General features: G+C 48.9%; 25 protein-coding genes. 9 read left to right on the top strand and 16 right to left on the bottom strand.

Annotated elements, in window-relative coordinates:
* Nucleotides 1–16: 16 nt before the first annotated feature.
* The 3 genes from aroB to KE531_17450 are packed head-to-tail and all read left to right on the top strand — an operon-like array spanning nucleotide 17 to nucleotide 2552.
* Entirely contained in the window at nucleotides 17–1108 is a 1092-nt protein-coding gene (gene aroB / locus KE531_17460) for a 3-dehydroquinate synthase (GenBank protein MBR9955379.1), read from the top strand.
* Nucleotides 1109–1125: 17 nt separating this feature from the next.
* Complete coding sequence (gene lspA, locus KE531_17455; protein MBR9955378.1) at nucleotides 1126–1641, top strand: signal peptidase II; 516 nt, start codon at nucleotides 1126–1128, stop codon at nucleotides 1639–1641.
* Nucleotides 1638–2552: an RluA family pseudouridine synthase gene (locus KE531_17450; GenBank protein ID MBR9955377.1), complete on the top strand. Its 915-nt coding sequence runs from the start codon at nucleotides 1638–1640 to the stop codon at nucleotides 2550–2552. The genes lspA and KE531_17450 overlap by 4 nt, the downstream gene beginning before the upstream one ends.
* 67 nt (nucleotides 2553–2619) lie before the next feature.
* Here KE531_17450 and KE531_17445 read toward each other — a convergent pair whose 3' ends face one another.
* Complete coding sequence (locus KE531_17445; protein MBR9955376.1) at nucleotides 2620–3273, bottom strand: phosphotransferase; 654 nt, start codon at nucleotides 3271–3273, stop codon at nucleotides 2620–2622.
* Between the two features lie 306 nt (nucleotides 3274–3579).
* Between KE531_17445 and KE531_17440 the strand changes: the two genes are divergently transcribed.
* Nucleotides 3580–4215, top strand: a complete 636-nt coding sequence (locus tag KE531_17440; protein ID MBR9955375.1) for a cytidylate kinase-like family protein — start codon at nucleotides 3580–3582, stop codon at nucleotides 4213–4215.
* A 72-nt stretch (nucleotides 4216–4287) separates the two neighbouring features.
* Here the strand turns inward: KE531_17440 and glmS are convergent, their stop codons facing one another.
* Nucleotides 4288–6111, bottom strand: a complete 1824-nt coding sequence (glmS, locus tag KE531_17435) for a glutamine--fructose-6-phosphate transaminase (isomerizing) (GenBank protein ID MBR9955374.1) — start codon at nucleotides 6109–6111, stop codon at nucleotides 4288–4290.
* Nucleotides 6112–6280: 169 nt separating this feature from the next.
* Here glmS and KE531_17430 point away from each other — a divergent pair, with 169 nt between their 5' ends.
* Nucleotides 6281–6499, top strand: coding sequence for a hypothetical protein (locus KE531_17430; GenBank protein ID MBR9955373.1), 219 nt, complete (start codon nucleotides 6281–6283; stop codon nucleotides 6497–6499).
* 290 nt (nucleotides 6500–6789) lie between these two features.
* Here the strand turns inward: KE531_17430 and KE531_17425 are convergent, their stop codons facing one another.
* Together KE531_17425 and KE531_17420 are read right to left on the bottom strand one after the other, a co-directional pair.
* The gene (locus KE531_17425) at nucleotides 6790–7137 is read right to left on the bottom strand and encodes a hypothetical protein (protein MBR9955372.1); all 348 of its coding nucleotides are present in this window, start codon (nucleotides 7135–7137) and stop codon (nucleotides 6790–6792) included.
* Between the two features lie 168 nt (nucleotides 7138–7305).
* Nucleotides 7306–7461 (bottom strand): hypothetical protein, encoded by a 156-nt coding sequence (locus KE531_17420; protein ID MBR9955371.1) that lies wholly within the window; start codon nucleotides 7459–7461, stop codon nucleotides 7306–7308.
* A 557-nt stretch (nucleotides 7462–8018) separates the two neighbouring features.
* Between KE531_17420 and KE531_17415 the strand changes: the two genes are divergently transcribed.
* Both KE531_17415 and KE531_17410 read left to right on the top strand, forming a co-directional pair.
* Entirely contained in the window at nucleotides 8019–8750 is a 732-nt protein-coding gene (locus KE531_17415; GenBank protein MBR9955370.1) for a tRNA 2-thiocytidine(32) synthetase TtcA, read from the top strand.
* A 20-nt stretch (nucleotides 8751–8770) separates the two neighbouring features.
* Entirely contained in the window at nucleotides 8771–9820 is a 1050-nt protein-coding gene (locus KE531_17410; GenBank protein ID MBR9955369.1) for a tyrosine-type recombinase/integrase, read from the top strand.
* Nucleotides 9821–9840: 20 nt separating this feature from the next.
* On the opposite strand, the gene KE531_17405 is transcribed toward KE531_17410, so the two are convergent.
* Nucleotides 9841–10146 (bottom strand): LysM peptidoglycan-binding domain-containing protein, encoded by a 306-nt coding sequence (locus tag KE531_17405; GenBank protein MBR9955368.1) that lies wholly within the window; start codon nucleotides 10144–10146, stop codon nucleotides 9841–9843.
* A gap of 238 nt (nucleotides 10147–10384) precedes the next feature.
* Between KE531_17405 and lexA the strand changes: the two genes are divergently transcribed.
* Entirely contained in the window at nucleotides 10385–11002 is a 618-nt protein-coding gene (lexA, locus tag KE531_17400) for a transcriptional repressor LexA (protein MBR9955367.1), read from the top strand.
* Between the two features lie 257 nt (nucleotides 11003–11259).
* Here lexA and rsfS read toward each other — a convergent pair whose 3' ends face one another.
* The 11 genes from rsfS to KE531_17345 form a co-directional block, all read right to left on the bottom strand.
* A complete protein-coding gene (gene rsfS, locus KE531_17395) occupies nucleotides 11260–11616 on the bottom strand; it encodes a ribosome silencing factor (protein ID MBR9955366.1) in 357 nt (118 codons plus the stop codon).
* The gene (yqeK, locus tag KE531_17390; GenBank protein MBR9955365.1) at nucleotides 11531–12256 is read right to left on the bottom strand and encodes a bis(5'-nucleosyl)-tetraphosphatase (symmetrical) YqeK; all 726 of its coding nucleotides are present in this window, start codon (nucleotides 12254–12256) and stop codon (nucleotides 11531–11533) included. Before yqeK ends, rsfS begins: the two co-directional genes overlap by 86 nt.
* Before the next feature lie 9 nt (nucleotides 12257–12265).
* Complete coding sequence (gene nadD / locus KE531_17385; GenBank protein ID MBR9955364.1) at nucleotides 12266–12895, bottom strand: nicotinate-nucleotide adenylyltransferase; 630 nt, start codon at nucleotides 12893–12895, stop codon at nucleotides 12266–12268.
* A 29-nt stretch (nucleotides 12896–12924) separates the two neighbouring features.
* A complete protein-coding gene (yhbY, locus tag KE531_17380; GenBank protein MBR9955363.1) occupies nucleotides 12925–13221 on the bottom strand; it encodes a ribosome assembly RNA-binding protein YhbY in 297 nt (98 codons plus the stop codon).
* A gap of 12 nt (nucleotides 13222–13233) precedes the next feature.
* Nucleotides 13234–14514 (bottom strand): GTPase ObgE, encoded by a 1281-nt coding sequence (obgE, locus tag KE531_17375; protein MBR9955362.1) that lies wholly within the window; start codon nucleotides 14512–14514, stop codon nucleotides 13234–13236.
* 174 nt (nucleotides 14515–14688) lie between these two features.
* Nucleotides 14689–14979 carry a 50S ribosomal protein L27 gene (gene rpmA, locus KE531_17370; GenBank protein ID MBR9955361.1) on the bottom strand — a complete coding sequence of 97 codons (291 nt, stop codon included), beginning with the start codon at nucleotides 14977–14979 and terminating at the stop codon, nucleotides 14689–14691.
* A 3-nt stretch (nucleotides 14980–14982) separates the two neighbouring features.
* The gene (locus KE531_17365; GenBank protein ID MBR9955360.1) at nucleotides 14983–15312 is read right to left on the bottom strand and encodes a ribosomal-processing cysteine protease Prp; all 330 of its coding nucleotides are present in this window, start codon (nucleotides 15310–15312) and stop codon (nucleotides 14983–14985) included.
* Between the two features lie 6 nt (nucleotides 15313–15318).
* Nucleotides 15319–15627 (bottom strand): 50S ribosomal protein L21, encoded by a 309-nt coding sequence (gene rplU, locus KE531_17360; GenBank protein MBR9955359.1) that lies wholly within the window; start codon nucleotides 15625–15627, stop codon nucleotides 15319–15321.
* Between the two features lie 144 nt (nucleotides 15628–15771).
* Nucleotides 15772–16869: a ribonuclease E/G gene (locus KE531_17355; protein ID MBR9955358.1), complete on the bottom strand. Its 1098-nt coding sequence runs from the start codon at nucleotides 16867–16869 to the stop codon at nucleotides 15772–15774.
* A gap of 67 nt (nucleotides 16870–16936) precedes the next feature.
* Entirely contained in the window at nucleotides 16937–17698 is a 762-nt protein-coding gene (locus KE531_17350) for a TIGR03936 family radical SAM-associated protein (protein MBR9955357.1), read from the bottom strand.
* Nucleotides 17682–19547 (bottom strand): TIGR03960 family B12-binding radical SAM protein, encoded by a 1866-nt coding sequence (locus tag KE531_17345; protein MBR9955356.1) that lies wholly within the window; start codon nucleotides 19545–19547, stop codon nucleotides 17682–17684. Before KE531_17345 ends, KE531_17350 begins: the two co-directional genes overlap by 17 nt.
* Before the next feature lie 151 nt (nucleotides 19548–19698).
* Here KE531_17345 and KE531_17340 point away from each other — a divergent pair, with 151 nt between their 5' ends.
* Entirely contained in the window at nucleotides 19699–20190 is a 492-nt protein-coding gene (locus tag KE531_17340) for an ABC transporter substrate-binding protein (GenBank protein MBR9955355.1), read from the top strand.
* Nucleotides 20191–20255 lie beyond the last annotated feature (65 nt).

The raw sequence follows: 20255 nt of genomic DNA, 5'->3' as shown, positions 1-20255 counted from the left end.
AGGATACGACATGGAAATGAACAGTTTGGAGCGGATCCCCATCCGCCGGGACGGGGATGTGATTTACGATATTGTACTCAGGGATTCCTTTGACGGGCTTGGGGAGGAGATCGCCGCACTGGGGCTTTCCGGGCGAAAATTCTGCATCGTGACGGATGCCAATGTGGCGCCGCTTTATCTTGAGGCCGTGCGTGCGGCCGTTGCGGACAAGGCTTCTGCCGTCGCAGAGTATGTGTTCCCGGCAGGAGAGGGGAGCAAGAACCTGGACACGGTCCGCGGGCTTTACGAGCACTTAATCCTGGAGCATTTTGACAGAAAGGATATCCTGATTGCTCTTGGCGGCGGCGTAGTCGGCGACCTCTGCGGCTTTGCGGCTGCCACGTACCTTCGCGGCGTGGGCTTCATCCAGATCCCGACGACGCTCCTTTCCCAGGTGGATTCCAGCATCGGCGGAAAGACCGGCGTGGATTTTGACTCCTATAAAAACATGGTGGGTGCGTTCCACATGCCGCGGCTCGTCTACATGAATATTTCCGTTTTAAGAACCCTTCCGGCCGAGCAGTTTACCGCCGGTATGGGAGAGGTCATCAAGCACGGGCTGATCCGTGATGCCGGATATTTTTCCTGGCTCATGGAAAATCATGAAAGGATACTGGCACTGGATCCTGAGGCCTGCCGTATGATGATAACGGGGAGCTGCATGATTAAGCGGGAAGTGGTGGAGATCGACCCGACCGAGCAGAACGAGCGTGCCACGCTTAATTTCGGCCATACCCTCGGTCATGCCATTGAAAAGCTTAAATGTTTGACGATGCTTCACGGGCACTGTGTGGCCCTCGGCGCCCTGGCTGCCATGGAGATCTGCCGGAAACGCGGCCTTGTGTCCCAGGCGGATATGGACGCTTACAGAAGGGCCATGGAGCTTTACGGCATCCCTTCCCATGTATCAGGCCTTCGTCCGGAGGATGTCATCCGCGCGACAAAAAATGATAAAAAGATGGAAGCCGGAGTAATCAAGTTCATCCTTCTTGATGGGATCGGCCATGCCTTTATTGACAGGACGGTGTCGGAGGAAGAGATGAAAGAGGCGCTTTCTGTCATTCTGTAAGACTTGAGAGGTTTTTCATGGATAAATTATGGAAACGGTACGGGCTTTTCGCTGTGCTCACGGCTCTCCTGACAGCCTTCGACCAGTGGACAAAGGCCCTTGCCTATAACGGCCTGCGTACCGGCGGGCCCATTGTGATATGGAACGGCGTATTTGAGCTTCTGTACTCGGAAAACCGGGGGGCAGCCTTCGGGATCCTTCAGGGAAAGCATGGCTTTTTCTTTCTCGTGGCCGGTGCGGTGCTCGTCGTTGTGCTCCTTTTTCTTGCCAGGCTCCCGTGGGAGAAGCGGTTTTTCCCGCTGTTTGCCTGCATGGTGCTTCTCGCTTCCGGAGCTCTCGGAAACCTGATTGACCGGGCAATGCGTGGCTTTGTGGTGGATTTTTTCTACTTTAAGCTGATTGACTTTCCGATTTTTAATGTGGCGGACTGCTTTGTAGTCGTGTCTGCCGCCTGTTTGATTCTGCTGGTTGGATTTTTCTATAAGGATGAGGAGCTTTCCTTCCTCTCAGACAAAAAGGAGAAGACGGATTGAGACAGGAAATTTTTGTGGAGGAGGACGGGACAGACGACCGGATCGACAAATTCCTTGCCGAACAGTGCGAGGAGCTTTCCCGCTCGTTCCTCCAGAAGCTTTTAAAGTCGGGGGAGGTATCGGTAAACGGCCAGGCCGTAAAGGCCAGTTTCCGGCTTTCAGAGGGCGATTTGATCGTTTTTGAGGTGCCGGAGGCCGCCAAGCCGGAAATCCTTCCGGAACCGTTTCCCCTGGATATTCTTTATGAGGATGAGGATGTGATCCTTGTCAACAAGCCGAAAGGAATGGTCGTCCATCCGGCTGCCGGGCATTATTCCGGCACGCTTGTCAACGCGCTCATGTACCATTGCCGTGACAGCCTTTCCGGCATCAACGGCGTGCTGCGGCCGGGGATTGTCCATCGGATCGACATGGACACCACCGGCGTCATCATCGCCTGCAAAAATGATGTTTCCCACCGTTCCATCGCGGAGCAGTTAAAGGAACATTCGATTACGAGGCGGTACCAGGCCATTGTCCATGGCCGCCTGAAAACAGACGAGGGGACGGTGGACGCGCCCATCGGGCGGAATCCCCAGGACAGAAAGAAGATGAGCATCAATGAGAGAAACGGGAAGCCGGCGGTAACGCATTACCATGTGCTGAACCGGTTTCGTGATTATACTCATATCGAATGCCGGCTGGAGACCGGGCGCACCCATCAGATCCGTGTCCACATGGCAAGCATCGGCCATCCGCTTCTCGGCGACGCGGTTTACGGCCCGGCCAGGTGTCCCTACCGGCTCGAGGGCCAGACACTCCATGCCGGTGTCCTTGGATTTGTGCATCCGCGGAGCGGGAAGTATATGGAGTTTTCGGCGCCGCTGCCGGAATATTTTGAAAAGCTTTTAAGGACTCTGCCGAGAGAGTGAGAGAGAAGAAGAATTTGTATTTATGTCTGAGCAAGGACAGTTGGCGCGGGAGGGCTGGCTGTTCTTTTTATTTTGGGGATTCCTTTGCTCGAAGAGATGAAATCACCTCGAAATAGGGCATAATTTCGGATAATTCAAATTCCATTTTTTCTAAATACATTCTTTGCAGCTGTTTCTCATGTCCAAGCAAAAAATAGGTTCTTGCGACGTCATATGCTGCCGGTCCCTTGCAGACATTCATCATGTCAATCAAAACCATATTTCTCGCCGTATCCACCATAAGATTGGCAGGGTGGAAATCACCATGAAGCAGGCGTATGTCGTCTTCCAGGCCTTTGATTTTTCTTAGGAGTTCCGGGGAATCCCCGGCGAGCAGTTTGAGGAAAGCCTTGTAATCCATTACATTGGCGACAGTTTTACTTATCATTTCTTTATGAAAATTGACGAATTTCTCAAGCCATATGTCTTGAACCTCCCTGTTTGATAATTTGGATAAGAGGGTTTCTCCATCGATTTTATCATAGATAATTCCAACACACCCATCAATGCATACCATTTTATAAGCAGTCGGAGTATTGATGCCTGATTTCAGTACAGCTCTCGCATTATTGAATTCATGTTCGGCATATTGTGAGGGGTAATTCCTATAAAATAATTTGCATATTAAATGACTATCATATTCAAATATTTCAGCTGTATTGCCGTTTGAAATCAAATCCATTATTATAGCCTGCCTTATATTAACTCTTTTACAGATTCTGATTTATTATTGTTTTTCCTACATATGCATTATAACATCTATGCCTATGTTTTTCCATCACGAACCTGTTCTGTACCAAAAGAGGAACAACTCCCTCTGTTGATATCAAATATTTTTCGCATTGTAGTTATGTTTCCGACTGGGATCCCAGTGTCATTTAGAACCAGCCACATGAATTGTACTTTTTATGATTTATGATTGCATTTTCGGAAAAATATTGTATAATATAGATAAGAGCATAAAATTGCCAGAAAGGAGCGGTATATTATGAGTGGAAATCTGATTATTACAATAGGAAGAGAGTGCGGAAGCGGCGGAAGACATATCGGACAGAAACTTGCAGAAGAAATGGGGGTTAAGTGTTATGACAAAGAGCTTTTGACCCTGGCGGCAAAGAACAGCGGGCTTTGCCGAGAGCTGTTTGAAACGCATGATGAAAAACCCACCAGCAGCTTTCTGTATTCCCTCGTAATGGATTCATATTCCATGGGATACACGAATTCCGCTTATATGGATATGCCGATCAATCATAAAATCTTCCTTGCCCAGTTTGATACCATCAAAAAACTTGCATCAGAAGAATCCTGCGTCATCATCGGCCGCTGTGCCGACTATGCGCTGGCAGACTTTCCAAACGTGGTGACGGTTTTCATTTGTGCCGACGAGGATGTCAAGCTAAAGACGCTCCAGGAGCGGTACCAGGTGACGGAATCCAAAGCAAAAGATATCATGATTAAAACGGATAAAAAGAGAGCTAGCTATTATAATTACTATTCCAGCAAACATTGGGGCGACTGCAAGAGCTATGACCTCTGCATCAACAGCAGCAAAGTAGGCATGGATGGGGCCATTCGGATTATCCGGGCGTTTGCAGAAGAAAAGCAGGCGTATGCGAAAAAATAAATCATCCTTTCAGGGAAGGAAAAAGCAGGCGGGACAGGCCTGCTTTTTTCTTGCGGCCGAATGGCCTTCGGCCTATTCGACGGTCACCGATTTTGCGAGATTCCGCGGCTGATCCACATCAAGCCCTTTTTGTACAGAGGCATAGTAAGCGATCAGCTGAAGGACAACAGCGATGGGGAATACCGTAAATTCGTCATCTGTTTTTGGGATGCGTATCACCGTATCGGCAATGCCGTTCTCCAAAGGAGTTTCTTCTCCGAGCAGCAGGATGACGTAAGCACCGCGCGCTTTTACTTCACGTATGTTGGAAAGCGTTTTCGCCAGAATGTGCTTTTGTGTGGCAATAGCGATCACCGGCATACCGTCTGTAATCAGGGCTATGGTTCCATGTTTCAGCTCTCCGGCGGCGTATGCCTCTGCATGAATGTAGGAAATCTCCTTTAGCTTCAGGGCGCCCTCAAGGGAAAAGGCATAATCCATGCCGCGGCCGATAAAGAAGGCATCCGGGGAAGCCGAAATGCGGACGGCAGTCTCACGGATGGAGTCCTTCTGGCCAATCATTTTCTCCATGGCTGCCGCACAGTCAAGAAGGTCGGCCGTGAATGTCCTCGCCTGTTCTTCTGTATATCTTCCGCGCACCAGTGCCATTTTGCAGAAGACAAGATACAAAGCGGCAAGCTGGACTGTGTAGGCCTTCGTGCTGGCAACAGCAATTTCCGGGCCGCCGTGTGTGTAGAGGACATAGTCGCTTTCCCTGGCGATGGAAGAGCCCTTTACGTTGACAATGGAGAGAACCGGCGAACCGCATTCCTTCGCAAGGCGAAGAGCCGCTAAAGTGTCGATGGTTTCACCGGACTGAGAAATCACGATAGCCAGCGTTTTTTCATTGATAAGCGGCTCTTCGTATCGGAATTCTGATGCAATGGAGACAGTCACAGGAATCCGAAGCCGCGGTTCAATTAAAGCTCTGGCAACCATTCCCGCATGCATGGCAGTTCCGCAGGCAATGACACGGATACTGTCCAAATTCTGAAACACATCATCCGGGATTCCGTCATCGGAAAAATCCGGGAGGCCTTTGTTCAGCCGCGGAAGAATCGTCTTTTTAAAGACTTCCGGCTGTTCATGGATTTCTTTCAGCATGAAATGGTCGAACCCGTTTTTCATGGCAGCATCCGTGTTCCAGGAGGCCTCCAAAAGTTCCGGCTCCCTGCGGCTTCCGTCCAGATCGCAGAACGTGATGTTATAAGCCGTCATTTTTACGATTGTTCCCTCCGGGACGACAAAATACCTGCGGGAATATGGAAGCAGAGCTGTCAGGTCCGACGCGATGAGTGCGCCAGACGCCGTATAGGCTGCCACAAGGGGGCTTACGTTCCGTGTTGCATAGATTTCACCTGGCCGGTCGGCAAACATGATGCAGAAGGCGTAGGAGCCTTTAATTTCAGCCAGAAGCTCGCGGATGGATGCTATGGGATCTTTTTTTATGCCGTAAATTGCATTGAGGGCCGCAGCCGCTACTTCCGTATCTGTCTGGGAGTGAAGAGCAGACTGGAGATGGTAGTTTTCCGTAAGCTGGTGGTAGTTCTCGATGATGCCGTTATGGATCATGACAACATCACCGACAATATGAGGATGGGCGTTTTCGCCGGTTACGCCGCCGTGAGTTGCCCAACGGGTATGTCCGATACCGCAGTGGGAGGAGACCGGCGTCTCCGTACAGGCGACTCTCAGAGCAGCAACTTTCCCGATTTTTTTGATAAAATGAATGTTTGAGGCTTCGTCAAAAAGTGCGATGCCGGCGCTGTCATAACCCCTGTATTCCAACTGGGTCAGCCCGTCCAGCAATAGCTTTTGGGCATCCAGCGGGCCGCAATATCCAATAATTCCACACATAGGCTGTCTCCCGTTAAATTTTTTTACGATTATAGTATTGTTTTATGTTTATGTCAATGGGGGGAGGGGAGTGCGGAAAGAATTAAGAATTTTGAACACGTGGATTGTACGATTGAGGGGGATGGATGATGGGGCAAATTGTTTGACAACCTATTATCGGATAAATATAATGAAGACACTAGAAAACAGTATCATGTCTGAGCTTGTAGAAAAGAAGCTAAAAACAGAGTTACAGCCTTTAAAAGATGATATTCGTGATCTTAAGCTAATGGCCGAAAATATGATAAAACCAAATATACAGTTATTAGCAGAAAATTATGTTCCAGCAGCGAAGCGATTTGAAAGAACATCAACACGAATTGAATCAATGGAAACTGATATTGCGTAGAGTCATAGCCCAGTGCCTAGCTGGGCTGTATTTTATTGCAGATTTAAATAGTTGTTTAAGGATACAGGATTATTGATGATTTCCGGAATGGAACAGCAGCAATTCAAAGAAAATCCAAGTTGTGTTGTGTGATTGCAAGCTTGTGGACATATGCATAACTATGCGCGAAAGACAGCTTTAACGAATAGTTCCATTTGATTGCATATACTTAAGATAGTTTCATCCCTATATGCATTCTCTCTGTCTCTCCTTCATAAAAAAAGGGACGACAGAGCCGCCCTTTTTCCGTGTTATGCTATCTGTTCAATTTTTCTTTTGAGCTGCCTAACCTCACTTTCCAGTGCCGTTACACGTAAGAGTAACATTTCCTTTTCATTTTCTACTTTCAGTGCGTCGTCGAGCTTACGGCTTAGGTCGAGGTGTCCTTCAGCGACTATGTTGATTCTCTTGTTGGTGTCATTCTCTAATGTGAGTTGGATTTCATGAATTTGTGATTTTACTTCAGTAAACCGTGCTTTAGTTTCCCGTTCAAAGGTCTCCAGCCTGTTTTCGAGGCCTTCCAACTTGTTTTCGAGGCCTCCCAACTTGTTTTCGAGGCCTCCCAACTTGTTGTTTATTGGCTGCAACAAGGTTTTCATTGTGTCTAGGATTTCCTGATCAGTCATGTTATCGCTGCTCCTTTCGGTATTGGCAGTACTCCTTAGGCTGTTTTGTTAAGCTTGTTAGAATGTTCTTCAATAACCTTTTTCATGATTTCGATATCGGCTTTCATGGCCTCGAGTTCTTCTATCCCGGTTTCATATCTCTTATACGTGCCGGTGTAGCCAGGCTTCGATATTTTGCAGCCTTGGAAGTATATCGTTTTCCATCATGATTTCCATTTTTTTCTGTCTTTCCTCGATGGGTTTTAATTTCTTGTCCATCATGCTGGAGAGAGCTAATAGTAATTCATTATCGCTCATGCTATCACTTCCTCGTTTTTATAGTAATTGAAAACGGGTAAAAAGTCAAATGGCTTTTACAATATGTTCTTTTAGTTAACATAATATTTTTATGTAAACTTTATTGCGATTATATATTTTTCATCGCTAACTTCTCCTGATATCTCGCCCAAAATCCCCAAGCATTCTTCTTCTCCTCTTGCTTTCCCAACCATTATCTGATATGATAAGAATGCTCAAAACTATTCGTTTTTTTGATATTTAACGCATAGTATAAAAAACACTCTCTCCATACTCCAACACATTTTATTTCCATCCTCACCGCAGCCTACAACAGGTATGGAAGGTAATACACAACAAATAAATACAGGATACAGACCACAATGGCAACAGCCAGGATTTTTTCAAACATTTTTCCCATTTCTGATATCTCCTCTCGGCATATGAAATCGAAACAGCGCGTCTCTGCTTTCTATCTTAGCATACCCTCTCCGCCTGTTTCAAGTTTTTCTTCGTGAGAAATATCAGACCAAGGTAATAGTTCAAATAAAAATCAGACAGGAGGCCTAAAAATACATATGAAGCTTCAAAGACTGCTGAGCCTAGTAAGAAAGGCGGCAGATGATTACAACATGATTGAAGACGGTGACAGAATCGCCATAGGCATTTCCGGCGGCAAGGACAGCCTTGCGTTACTCTGTGCACTTCAGGCACTTCAAAAATTTTATCCACGGCATTTTGAAATCCATGGGTTCACTGTGGATCTTGGATTTGGAAATCAGGATTTTGACGCTATTCGGACGTTTTGCAGCGGACTCAATGTGCCTTATACGGTGATTCCAACGGAAATCAGCCAGATTGTATTTGAAACCAGAAAAGAGTCGAATCCATGTTCCCTCTGTGCCAAAATGAGGAAAGGCGCATTAAACCAGGCGGCAAAAGATGCCGGCTGCACGAAAGTGGCTTATGCCCATCACAAGGACGACGTAATTGAAACGATGCTGCTCTCTCTGATCTATGAGGGCCGGTTTCATTCGTTTTCTCCGAAAACGTATCTCGACCGTATGGGGCTGACGGTTATCCGACCAATGCTGTATGTATCCGAATCGGACGTGATCGGCTTTAAAAACAAATATCAGCTTCCTGTATGTAAAAATCCGTGTCCTGTTGACGGAAAAACAAAAAGAGAATATGTGAAAAATCTGACAGCATCTCTGAACCGGGATGAACCCGGAGTAAAAGATCGCCTGTTCCGTGCAATTACAGAAGGAAACATCCCTGGCTGGCCAGAGAGAAAGCAGGCTGAATAAAACTGAAGGGAGGCCGACCTATGGCAACACTGACCTATCACGAACAAAAAGATGTAGAAAATATCAAACGGCTCCGGGGACTGATAAAAGAACTGCCCTATTACTGCGCGGATTTTTTCCGTGGAATTGAGCCGCGGACATCGACGCGAACCAGGATTGCCTATGCTTATGACCTGAGAATCTTTTTTGAATTCTTAAGGCGTGCCAATCCCGAGGCTGAGAAACTTGGAAAAGAGATTCCGCTTTCTTTTCTGGAAGATCTGAATGTCACAGATCTGGAAGAATATATGGAGTATCTGAAATGCCATCCAAGCATCACGGACGATGACGTCTTCAATACAGAGCGAGGAATTATGCGGAAAGTCTCTTCTTTGAAGAGTTTCTATAACTATTTTTACCGGACACAGAAGATTGAAAAGAATCCGGCAGCCCTTGTACAGCTTCCGAAGCTCCACCAGAAGGAAATTATCCGCCTGGAAATTGATGAAGTAGCAAAGCTTCTGGATCTTGTGGAAGACGGAGAAAAGCTGACAGAGCGCCAGAAACGCTATCATGAAATCACAAAGGTGCGCGATCTGGCACTGATGTCTCTTCTTCTTGGAACGGGGATCCGTGTCTCTGAATGTGTAGGGCTTAATATGAACGACGTGGATATGGACGCCTGCGGAATCAAAATCTATCGGAAAGGCGGAAAGGAATCTATCGTGTACTTCAGCGATGAAGTACGCGACGTCCTCGATAAATATCTGGAAGAGCGCCAGCATATAGAGGCATATCCCGGCCACGAAGAAGCCCTTTTCCTCTCCATGCAGAAGAAACGCATGGCTGTCAGGAGCGTCGAAAATCTGGTAAAAAAATATGCGTCCCTGGCAGCTCCTTTAAAAAAAATCACGCCGCATAAGCTTAGAAGCACCTATGGCACGAATCTTTACCGCGAAACAGGAGATATTTACCTGGTTGCCGACGTCCTTGGCCACAGCGATGTAAATACGACAAAGAAACATTACGCAGCTTTAGAGGACGAACGGCGCAGGATGGCAAGAAACCGTGTCAGGCTCCGGGAGGACTGACAGTCCTGCCGGAGGCAGTCCTATTCCGGAAGCGGTGTGTCCGTAAAATAGACGACTGCCAGAGAATCTCCTGCCAGGATATGATCGTTGGAAAGCTGATTCATTTTTTGCAGCTCTCGGACATACTCCCTGACATCCATTCCGGAATTTTCGCAGTACTGCTCTGCAATCGTCCAGAGGGTATCTCCTTCCTGAATTTCGATATTTGTATAGTAACGGTAACGCGGCGGATGGTTTTCTTCTGCATTTGCCATCACCAGCGTTTTGCCAAAAAAACATGAAATTACGATTACAGATACAATAAAAAGGACTAATGTTTTTTTCATTTTTCATACTCTCCTTTCAAACGTAGGTTCGAGAACATCTGTTCTGATTTGGATTATATACTCAGAACATACGTTTGTCAACATTTTTTTGATTTTTTTCGAACAAAGGTTTGCTTTTTTCTCGAACATATGTTAGTATATAGACAACAGGAAAATCAGCAGGCGTCCTGCTGAATCCAAAAGTCCCATCTGATATCTGAAACCGTTCTGATTTTATTACATAGATAAGGAGAGTCATATGAGTCAGGGAAGAATCACCGAAAAACAGAAAGAGATTTTAGAATATATTAAAGAAACCATATTAAAGAAGGGATACCCGCCGGCCGTGCGTGAAATCTGCGAGGCCGTCAACTTAAAGTCCACGTCCTCCGTCCACTCTCACCTTGAGACGCTGGAAAAGAACGGCTATATCCGCCGGGATCCTACCAAACCGAGGACGATTGAAATTCTGGATGATGATTTTGCACTGACGCGGCGGGAAATGGTGAACGTCCCGCTCATCGGGACGGTGGCGGCCGGCGTGCCGATCCTGGCACAGGAAAATATTGAAAGCTATATGCCGTTTCCTGCGGAAATGCTTCCGAATAAGGATATCTTTATGCTCCGCGTAAAAGGGGAAAGTATGATCGAAGCCGGTATTCTGAATGGAGATCAGGTGCTTGTATCCAGTCAGTCCACGGCAGAAAACGGGGAAATGGTTGTTGCTCTCGTGGATGATTCTGCCACAGTTAAAACCTTTTATAAGGAAGACGGCCACTACCGTCTCCAGCCGCAGAATTCTTCCATGGAGCCGATTATCGTTGATGATGTGCAGATCCTAGGAAAAGTCATTGGACTGTTCCGTATCATGAATTAAGGACAAAACTGTGCGGCAGCAGCATGTGGAAGTCTGGAAATGTGTCCGGCGGCACGGCCTTTACGGCAAATATCGCGCAGGGAGGATTTTCCCTGTTGCATCATCGCAGACAAACATTCCGCGTGATCGTGATTCATGTTCTTACGCCCGGCAAATGCCATTTCATATAAGTATGTTACTGCCTGCCGGGCCTGTGCAGCAAAACAGGCGGATTCCGGAAAACTCCGGCGTCCGCCTGCGTAAAAATTCTATATGAACTACTCTAATTCTTCCAGCGATTCCATGACCTTTCCGTCTCGCCAGATCCGCTCCAGATCATAGAACAGCCTGTCTTCTTTTGAAAATACATGAACAATCACATCGCCGTAATCCAAAAGCACCCATGTAGAGCTGCTGTTTCCTTCCTTCTGCCTGCATTCATAGCCGGCCTTGAAAAGCTGTTCCTCCACATTGTCGACAAGCGCCTGAGTCTGGTTCGTGTTGGATGCACTTGCCAGAACGAAATAATCGGCAATGACACTGACATTTTCAATGTCGATAATTTTTATATCTTCTCCTTTTTTCTCGGACAATGCCTCTACGGCGATTTTCACCAGCTCTTTTGACTGTTTCAAATGCAGTTTCCTCCTTGCTTTCCATTTGATTTTTGATATCCTGTATTTTTATATGCTTCCTTTTTTCTTCGACGGCACGCTTCATATCCTCGCAGGCGAGAACCGTCGCAGTATCAATAGAAAATTCCCGGGATCTTAAATAGGTCAGGGTACTTTCCATAATCGCAAGGCATGCCTCATCAAGATCCAGGAAAGCCAGCTTCCGCATCTCGGGAAGATTTCCCGCCTTATACCGGCGCGGCTCAATATAGTCGGCCGCGTACAGGATTTTATCGAGAAGCGTCATGCCGCAGCGTCCCGTAGTATGGCATTCAATGGCCTGAAGGATCTCCGGATCCTCGACGCCATACTTTTCTCTGGCCATGTAAGCGCCGAGCTTTGCATGGAGAAGGGACGGATCCCTCTCCTCTGACGGAGTTACCTGAAGATTCCTGGCAAGACATTTGGAGAGCAGGGTTTCCCCGTCGTACCGCTTGGCGCAGTCGTGCAGAAGCCCCGCCAGCTCTGCCTTGTCAAGATCATACCCATAACGCATGGCAAGAGCCTGACAGGTATAAGAGACCCCAAGCGTATGCTCATACCGCATGGGATCCAGCTTTTTTTTCAAATGTTTTCTTATTTCCGGTACTCTCTCATCCATCCTGTGCGATCACAGTTCCTTTCCGTCCCCGCCGGCCACGTAAAGGCGGCGGTCTCTGATATATTCTGCAACGGCTTTTGGCACGACTCCGCTTATGGACTTTCCTTCCCGTACACGCCTGCGGATATCAGCCGACGCAGCAGCGTTTTCTTCATTATGGAGCAGATGGACATCGGCGCCATAGGTTTGCTTAAGATGCTCGGCCTGCTCGGCCAGCGTGATGCCGTGGCTTTCATATTGCCTTCCTGCCGCAAGAATCGAAGCCAGGGCCATTACCTTTTCCGGATGGTACCAAGATTCAATCTGAAACAGGGAATCTGCCCCCACGATGAAGTAGAACCTTGTATTTGGATACTTCTCTTTCAAAAGTTCAAGTGTCCTGGCCGTGTACGTGTTCCCAGGCCGGTTCATCTCGAAATCCGAAACCTTGCAGTAAGGGATGTCCTTTAATGCCAGCTTAAGCATCTGGATCCTGTCTTCCCCCGGCGTAATCAGATGATCCTTTTTATGGGGCGGGATATGCGACGGCATATACCAGATTTCATCAAGATCAAACTCTTCATGAGCCTGCCGCCCTAAAAGCAGATGCCCGTTATGGACAGGATCAAAGGTGCCGCCCATGATGCCGATGCGTTTCATACAAAGCTTCCTTTCCCTGGCAGGCCCGCTTACTGCGGAAGGACGATTTTTCTGTCCTTTTCCTCTTTTGCCGGCTTATATAATACAATCATTTTGCCGATGACCTGGACAACCTGCGAATGGGTGCGCTCTGCCAGCATGGCCGCCAGCTCTTTCCCATCGTCGGCGCAGTTCTTTAAAATGTGGATCTTTATCAGCTCCCTGGCTTCCAGCGCCTCCGCCGCAGACTGGGTCACTTCGGGCGTCAGACTGGACTTGCCAATCTGGAGGATTGGGGTCATGTTCATTGCAAGCCCCTTTAAATAAGCCCTCTGTTTGCTCGTCATAGTTTTTCTCCTTTATTTGTAGTAATCGAATTCCAGCCCGTACATGCGGACAGTGTCGCCTTCTTCAATTCCAGCTTTTTCCAAATCGGCCAGGATTCCTGTCTGCTTCAAGAATTTCTGGAAGAAGTCAAAGCCCTTTTCGGAATCCAGATTCGTATATCCAAGCATCTTCTCGATCCTCGGGCCTTCCACCACATAGACGCCGTCCTCTGCCTTCTCCACCGTATAAGGAAGATTCCTGTCTCCCTGGTATTCGATTTCAAACTCTTTTTCAAAAATTTTCGGCGTCCGGTCGGCAGATTTTAAAAGCTGGAACAGATGCGCCAAAAGCTCTTCCACACCGTTTCCGCTGACAGCAGAAATTGCAAAAACCGGGATTTCCGGTTCAAATTCCCTTTTGAGGCGTGCAATTGGGCTCTCCTCTTCCTCATAAAACACGTCCATTTTATTGGCTGCGATCACCTGCGGAAGCTCAAGAAGGCCTGGATTATATGCCTCAAGCTCCTGCATGATCGTCCGGATGTCCTCCACCGGATCGCGTCCTTCGACAGAAGCCGCATCTACCACATGGAGAAGAATTTTTGTCCTCTCGATATGGCGCAGGAATTCGTGTCCGAGTCCGGCTCCGTCGGCAGCGCCTTCTATGAGGCCGGGAATATCTGCCATAACAAAGCTGTTTCCGTCTCCCATGTTCACGACGCCGAGGTGCGGGTTCAGGGTGGTGAAATGATAGTTTGCAATTTTCGGCCGGGCATTGGAAACCCTGGAAAGCAATGTGGATTTTCCTACATTAGGAAAGCCCACGAGGCCCACATCAGCGATTACCTTTAGCTCAAGCTGAACCCAAAGCTCCTGACCTGGCTTTCCAGGCTGTGCGTATTTGGGAACCTGCATGGTAGCCGTGGCATAATGCATGTTGCCAAGGCCGCCCTTTCCGCCCTTTAAAATGATTTCCCGGCGGTTCTCACCGGACATGTCGGTAATCACTTTTCCGGATTCCATGTCTTTAACGACCGTTCCTTCCGGAACCTTGATGATGAGATCCTTTCCGTCCGCGCCATGGCAGCGGCGCTTTCCGCCTTCCCCGCCGCTTTCTGCGACGTATTTCCTTACATGCCGAAAGTCCACAAGGGTGTTTAAGCCGTCGTCCACCTCGAAAATGATGTCGCCGCCTCTTCCGCCGTCGCCTCCGTCCGGCCCGCCGTTTGCCACATAGAGCTCGCGCCGGAAGCTCACATGGCCGTTTCCGCCGTTTCCGGATTTAATAAATACCTTTGCACTGTCTGTAAACATCAAAAGACCTGTCCTTTCCAATCTGTCCGCCGTCCACTCACATCTTTGCAGCCTCCTGCCGCAAAAGCCGTCCGCGCGGCTGTCATCCTGCTGCATAGCCGTCAAGCCATGCCATTCTGATCTGCTGCCATATTGCAAAAGAGCCCCATACAAGAAGTATGGAGCTCATTCCTATTATTCGTTGATTGCCTTCGGATATACAGAAACCTGCTTTTTGTCTCTGCCCTTCCTCTCAAATCTTACAACGCCGTCAACCTTGGCAAACAAGGTATCATCTCCGCCGCGTCCTACGTTAAGACCCGGATGGATTTTCGTTCCGCGCTGTCTGTAAAGAATATTTCCGGCTAACACGAACTGTCCGTCTGCTCTTTTTGCTCCAAGACGTTTGGATTCGGAATCTCTGCCGTTCTTTGTGGAACCGACACCTTTCTTATGAGCAAATAACTGAAGGTTCATCTTAAACATCTGTTACACCTCCCTGGATCGAAAGTTGATATATTCTGCTCCATATTCATCCCGGATGTTTTCCAGTCCAAGGATCAGGGATTTCATCAGGAGCTGTGACTCAGAACTCATTTTTTCCGGGAACGAAAAAGTAAAAGCACCATCATCCTCTGCAATACTGCCTTCAAAATGATCGTCTGTAAATGCCTCTACGGAGTTTGCCATGTTGAGAGCCAGTGCAGAAACAGCAGCACATATCACATCCTGTCCGTATTCTGCAAAGCCAGCATGACCGTTGATCTCGATTCCCCGCACGGATTCGTCCCTGCCACGAAGGATTGTTACCTGAATCATATGGGTTTAAGCATTGATCTTGTCGATCTTTACCTGCGTATAAAGCTGTCTGTGGCCGTTCTTCTTATGATAGCCGGTCTTGCTCTTATACTTGTAAACGATAATTTTCTTGCCCTTGCCTACTTTTTCCACAGTAGCGGATACAGTAGCACCGTCTACGGTCGGGCATCCGATTGTAAGCTCGCCGTTGTTCACAGCCAGTACCTGATCGAAAGTTACGGAAGAGCCAACCTCTGCGTCAAGTCTTTCAATCTTGATGCTGTCGCCTTCAGCCACCTTGTACTGCTTACCACCTGTTGCAATAATCGCGTACATATTGCACCTCCTATTATCATTACTCGCCAATTACGGTGGTTCCGGAGCCGGAACACTTGCGAAACCTCATTGTGCGGCATACTCTGATATAATAGCATCGCTTTGCCTGCATGTCAACCATTTTTTTCAAAAAGAAGCCTGATTTTACAAGGCCTTTCCTCGCCCCGGAACCTGCTCGTGGAGAGGCTTCTGGAGTTTTTTCCTCGTCACCTCCACAAGCCCCAGGGGCGTCATGTCCACAAGGCGCGCGGGGACGGGATCCTGAGCCAGAAATTTTCGGAGGGCGGAAAGGAGCGTCTGCCTGTCTTCCTCTGCTTCCATGTCGATAAAGTCGATGACAATGATTCCGGAAAGGTTCCGGAGCCGGAGCTGTACGGCAATTTCTCCGGCGGCCTCCAGATTTGTTTTTAAGACGGTTTCCTTAAAAGACTTCTTTCCTGCCGTCTTTCCCGTGTTTACGTCGATCACGGTCATGGCCTCTGTTGGCTCGATGAGGATGTTTCCGCCGGATTTCAGCCAGACGCGCCTGGAAAGGGCCTCGGAAAGGGCTGAGTTCAAGCTGTAAAGGGAAGAAAGCGGCAGGTTCTCATCCTCATAAAGCCTGGCGTCAATCCCCGCAGATAAAAGTTCTTCATAAATTTCCCTGAGATCCGTAAGAATTTCTCTGTATTCCGACGTATGGGTGTTTTTTACGGTCCGGAGCGGAAAACTTTCCGGGCTGTAAAGCAGGCTTAAGGCCGTGCGCGACATGCCTTTGGAAAGGACATCAAAATACTGGGAAGCCAGCTTCTCTTTCTCGCGCTTTAACGCCTCCATGCCGGCGGACTCGGCATTCGTGCGGACAATGAGACCGTAGCCGTCGTGTGTTTCCGTCTCCCACCACTCTTTTACGGCCGCTTTCCAGCCGGCATTCCGTATTTTCGAGGAAATTCCCAGCTTTGGGAGACCTGCGGTAAGGACTGCATATGTCCCCGCAAAGGAAAGGTTCGAGGTTAGAACGGCATCCTTTGTCTTTACGGCTGCCCGTGCCACCTGTACGAGGATTTCATCGCCTTCATGCAGGGCCGTATGCGGCTTTTTATCGGCAAAAATATGCGTCCTGTTTTCCCGAAGGCTGTAATAGCCGTTGATTCCCGGCTGGTATTCCACAAAAGCCGCCTGAAGGTTCGGGACGATATTTTTCACTTTTCCGACATAAATCCGGCCGGTTCTGGCCTCGGATTCCTCCGGCTCAAATTCCATCCAGACGGCCCGTTTCCCGGAAAGCAGCACAGCCGCCGTTTTTCCAAGCAGGCAGGTAAAAATTAACTTATTCAACAGCTTCACCTTTCTGCGTTGCAGCGTCAATCTCCGTGCCAAAAGCCTCTAAGGGCTGAAGCTTTCTGTCCGTTTGCTGGTCTGTGCCGAGATCCGCATAGACTTCTTCCCTCGTAATCTGGAAAGCAAAGGCCGGATATTCCATGCCTTCGGAGCGGTAAAATGCCTCCAAAACCTGTTCCGGCTTTACATTCACTGTGCTGCCGGAAGAGACCTGAAGAAAGAAGCCGTCCTCGCCGGCAAGGGGCCTGGCCTCATAAATCCATGGCCGGATATCCATCTGTTTTTCGCCTTTTTTCGTCTTCTTCGTGATTTCCAGGCTGTCACACTGAAGGAAAACGGAAAGCCTGTCAAAAAGTTCCGCTGCCGAAAGCCCAAGACCGTTTTCATATTCTTCTTTTAACCGCACCGTATAATCGCAGGCGGCTACCAGGGACATGGCGTTTACCGCGTTATCCGGCAGCTTTTTCCAGCTTAAGACCTTTATGCCATCCACCATGACATCGTTTAAACGGTTTACCATTTCTTCAGACGTCCCGGTGGATAAGACCTCGATGTCCATATATTCCCCGTTGCTTACAAGGCCGACGCCTAACGGAGACGCAAAGGACATGATCTGGTGCGGCGAAAAGCCTTCCGAATAACGGATGTCCACGTCGGCGCGGCGCATGGCCTTCTGAAAATAGCGCATCACATCCAGGTGCCCGATGAATTTCATTGCCCCATGCTTGGAAAATTTAATTCTGATCTTCAAAACAGACACCTCCTCCGAACTGTCTCACGCCGCAGCCGGAACAGCGTTCCCGGCAGTTGGGCGTCACATTTCCTGCCATGGCGTTTTTCCACTCTCTCTTTAAAAATTCCTTGGAAACACCGGTGTCGATGAAATCCCACGGGAACAGCTCGTCAAGGCTCCGCTCTCTCGTAGTATAAAAATCAATATCGACGCCGCAGGTTTCAAAGGCCTTCATCCAGACATCATTTTTAAAGAATTCCGACCATGCATCATAGACGGCGCCGTTCTTATACGCCTCCTCGATGACAGCGCCGACACGCCGGTCACCGCGGGCAAGGACGCCTTCCAGAACCGTCACGTCCGCCTCATGCCAGTTGTATTTTAAACTCTTGTGGTTTAACATTTCCCGCATTTTGTGGTTCACGATCCTGGCTTTTTCCAGGAATTCCTCTTTCGTGGACATGACGGCCCACTGGAACGGCGTGAACGGCTTCGGCACGAAAAAGGAAGTGCTGGCGACCACCTGAACCTTTCCGTTCCGCTGTTCCTTGGGAATTTCGTAATATCGCTCTGCAATCTTTTCGGACAGCAGCGCAATGCCTTCCATGTCTTCGACGGTTTCCGTGGGCAGGCCCAGCATGAAATAAAGCTTTACCCGGTTCCAGCCGCCTAAAAATGCTTCGTAGGCGCCGGTCAGGATTTCCTCCTCCGTAAGCCCTTTATTGATGACATCGCGGAGCCTCTGGGAGCCGGCCTCCGGCGCAAAGGTCAGGCTGCTCTTTTTCACGTCCTGCACCTTGCTCATCACGTCCAGCGAAAAGGCGTCGATCCGAAGGGACGGCAGGGAGACATTGACGCCTTTTCCGTGGAACTCTTCAATCAGGAAGGTCACAAGCTCTTCCAGCTCCCTGTAATCGCTGGAGCTTAGGGAACTTAAGGAAATTTCCTCATGGCCGGTGCTTTTTAGCATCTTATAAGCCAGATCCTTTAACCGCTCCACATTTTTCTCCCGGACGGGGCGGTAAATCATGCCTGCCTGGCAGAACCGGCAGCCGCGGATGCAGCCGCGCATGATTTCCAAGACGACGCGGTCCTGTGTCGCCTTGATGAACGGCACCAGGGGCTTTTCCGGATAAACGGCTTCCGTCATCTCCATGACGAGCTGCTTTTTCACCGTGGCCGGCGCCTCCGGGCAGTTTGGCGTAAAGGACTTTAACGTGCCGTCCTCGTTGTATTCTGTGTCATACAGGGACGGGACATAAATTCCCGGGATGGCGGCCGCCGTTTTTAAGAAGACTTCGCGGCCGGCGCCGGATTTTTTCCATTCTTTATAGGCGTCGATCAGGTCAAAATAGACGGTCTCGCCCTCTCCCATGTAAAACAGGTCGAAAAAGTCCGCAAGGGGCTCCGGGTTGTAGGAACATGGGCCGCCGCCGATGACGAAGGGATCATCCATGGTGCGCTCTGCGGCATGAAGCGGGATCCCGGAGAGGTCCAGAATCTGAAGGACATTGGTGTAGCACATCTCATACTGGAGCGTGATGCCCAGAAAATCAAAATGTTTTACCGGCTCCTGGGACTCCAGGGCAAAAAGCGGAATCTTCTTCTCCCGCATGATCTGGTCAAGATCCATCCACGGCGAATAGACCCGCTCGCAGTAGACGTCGTCCCTGCGGTTAAACATGTCATAGAGGATCTGGATCCCGAGGTGGGACATGCCGATGTCGTAAACATCCGGGAACGCCATGGCGAACCGGACATCCACCTTCGCCGGATCTTTTACCACCATGTTTACTTCATTTCCGATGTATCTGGCCGGTTTGTCGACGCGAAGCAGAATATCATCTGATAATGCTAATTTTCTCATACATTTCATCCTTATTTGGGGTAATCTTCAATGCTATGCGTAATTATAATAGATATTTTGGGTTTAGGCAATAGATATTCTTCCCCCATCACCGCCCCCGCCCCTCCAACATACAATGAAACTATCAGATTATATAAAAAAGGAGTTCTTTATGAGAAAAACCATCTATGGCGTGTCCCTGTGCGCGGCTGCGTTTCTTTGTCTTGCAGGCTGTGCCAGGGAAAGTGCGGACGACGGGCTTGTGCCCGTCACATTGAGCGAGGTGGCCCATTCGATCTTCTATGCGCCCCAGTATGCGGCCATCGAGCTCGGCTATTTTGAAGAAGAAGGGATCGACCTGACGCTTGTCAACGGAAGCGGGGCAGACAAGGTCATGACTGCCCTTATCGCCGGTGAAGCCGACATTGGCTTCATGGGTTCCGAGGCCTCCATCTACACATATGCAGGCGGTGAGAAGGACTACGCCATAAACTTCGCGCAGCTCACCCAGCGGGCCGGCAATTTCCTTGTGGGCCGGACGGAGGAGCCGGACTTCCAGTGGGAAAACCTGGTTGGGAAGAAAGTCCTCGGCGGCAGGGCCGGCGGCCGCCCGGATAACAATGTGCCATCCGATCAGGAAGAAAAGCGAAACGGCTGCCAGTGAGAATTTTCCCTGTGGACAAGCTGCCGCGGATACGATATAGTTAAGGAAAAAGAACATTGGGAGGG

Source organism: Eubacteriaceae bacterium Marseille-Q4139 (assembly GCA_018223415.1).
GTDB lineage: Bacteria > Bacillota > Clostridia > Lachnospirales > Lachnospiraceae > CABSIM01.
Note: the sequence above shows the minus strand (reverse complement) of the source record. Positions and strands in the feature narration are given on the sequence as shown.

Excerpts from the sequence above, each read along its gene's own strand:
- rpmA (MBR9955361.1), bottom strand. The coding sequence starts at position 14,979 with ATGTTTAAGATGAACCTTCAGTTATTTGCTCATAAGAAAGGTGTCGGT.
- KE531_17365 (MBR9955360.1), bottom strand. The coding sequence starts at position 15,312 with ATGATTCAGGTAACAATCCTTCGTGGCAGGGACGAATCCGTGCGGGGA.
- KE531_17410 (MBR9955369.1), top strand. The coding sequence starts at position 8,771 with ATGGCAACACTGACCTATCACGAACAAAAAGATGTAGAAAATATCAAA.
- KE531_17405 (MBR9955368.1), bottom strand. The coding sequence starts at position 10,146 with ATGAAAAAAACATTAGTCCTTTTTATTGTATCTGTAATCGTAATTTCA.
- KE531_17340 (MBR9955355.1), top strand. The coding sequence starts at position 19,699 with ATGAGAAAAACCATCTATGGCGTGTCCCTGTGCGCGGCTGCGTTTCTT.
- aroB (MBR9955379.1), top strand. The coding sequence starts at position 17 with ATGAACAGTTTGGAGCGGATCCCCATCCGCCGGGACGGGGATGTGATT.
- KE531_17440 (MBR9955375.1), top strand. The coding sequence starts at position 3,580 with ATGAGTGGAAATCTGATTATTACAATAGGAAGAGAGTGCGGAAGCGGC.
- KE531_17445 (MBR9955376.1), bottom strand. The coding sequence starts at position 3,273 with ATGGATTTGATTTCAAACGGCAATACAGCTGAAATATTTGAATATGAT.
- obgE (MBR9955362.1), bottom strand. The coding sequence starts at position 14,514 with ATGTTTACAGACAGTGCAAAGGTATTTATTAAATCCGGAAACGGCGGA.
- yhbY (MBR9955363.1), bottom strand. The coding sequence starts at position 13,221 with ATGACGAGCAAACAGAGGGCTTATTTAAAGGGGCTTGCAATGAACATG.
- KE531_17345 (MBR9955356.1), bottom strand. The coding sequence starts at position 19,547 with ATGAGAAAATTAGCATTATCAGATGATATTCTGCTTCGCGTCGACAAA.
- KE531_17355 (MBR9955358.1), bottom strand. The coding sequence starts at position 16,869 with ATGGAATTTGAGCCGGAGGAATCCGAGGCCAGAACCGGCCGGATTTAT.
- rplU (MBR9955359.1), bottom strand. The coding sequence starts at position 15,627 with ATGTACGCGATTATTGCAACAGGTGGTAAGCAGTACAAGGTGGCTGAA.
- KE531_17415 (MBR9955370.1), top strand. The coding sequence starts at position 8,019 with ATGAAGCTTCAAAGACTGCTGAGCCTAGTAAGAAAGGCGGCAGATGAT.
- KE531_17420 (MBR9955371.1), bottom strand. The coding sequence starts at position 7,461 with ATGAGCGATAATGAATTACTATTAGCTCTCTCCAGCATGATGGACAAG.
- lspA (MBR9955378.1), top strand. The coding sequence starts at position 1,126 with ATGGATAAATTATGGAAACGGTACGGGCTTTTCGCTGTGCTCACGGCT.
- yqeK (MBR9955365.1), bottom strand. The coding sequence starts at position 12,256 with ATGGATGAGAGAGTACCGGAAATAAGAAAACATTTGAAAAAAAAGCTG.
- nadD (MBR9955364.1), bottom strand. The coding sequence starts at position 12,895 with ATGAAACGCATCGGCATCATGGGCGGCACCTTTGATCCTGTCCATAAC.
- KE531_17425 (MBR9955372.1), bottom strand. The coding sequence starts at position 7,137 with ATGAAAACCTTGTTGCAGCCAATAAACAACAAGTTGGGAGGCCTCGAA.
- lexA (MBR9955367.1), top strand. The coding sequence starts at position 10,385 with ATGAGTCAGGGAAGAATCACCGAAAAACAGAAAGAGATTTTAGAATAT.
- glmS (MBR9955374.1), bottom strand. The coding sequence starts at position 6,111 with ATGTGTGGAATTATTGGATATTGCGGCCCGCTGGATGCCCAAAAGCTA.
- KE531_17430 (MBR9955373.1), top strand. The coding sequence starts at position 6,281 with ATGAAGACACTAGAAAACAGTATCATGTCTGAGCTTGTAGAAAAGAAG.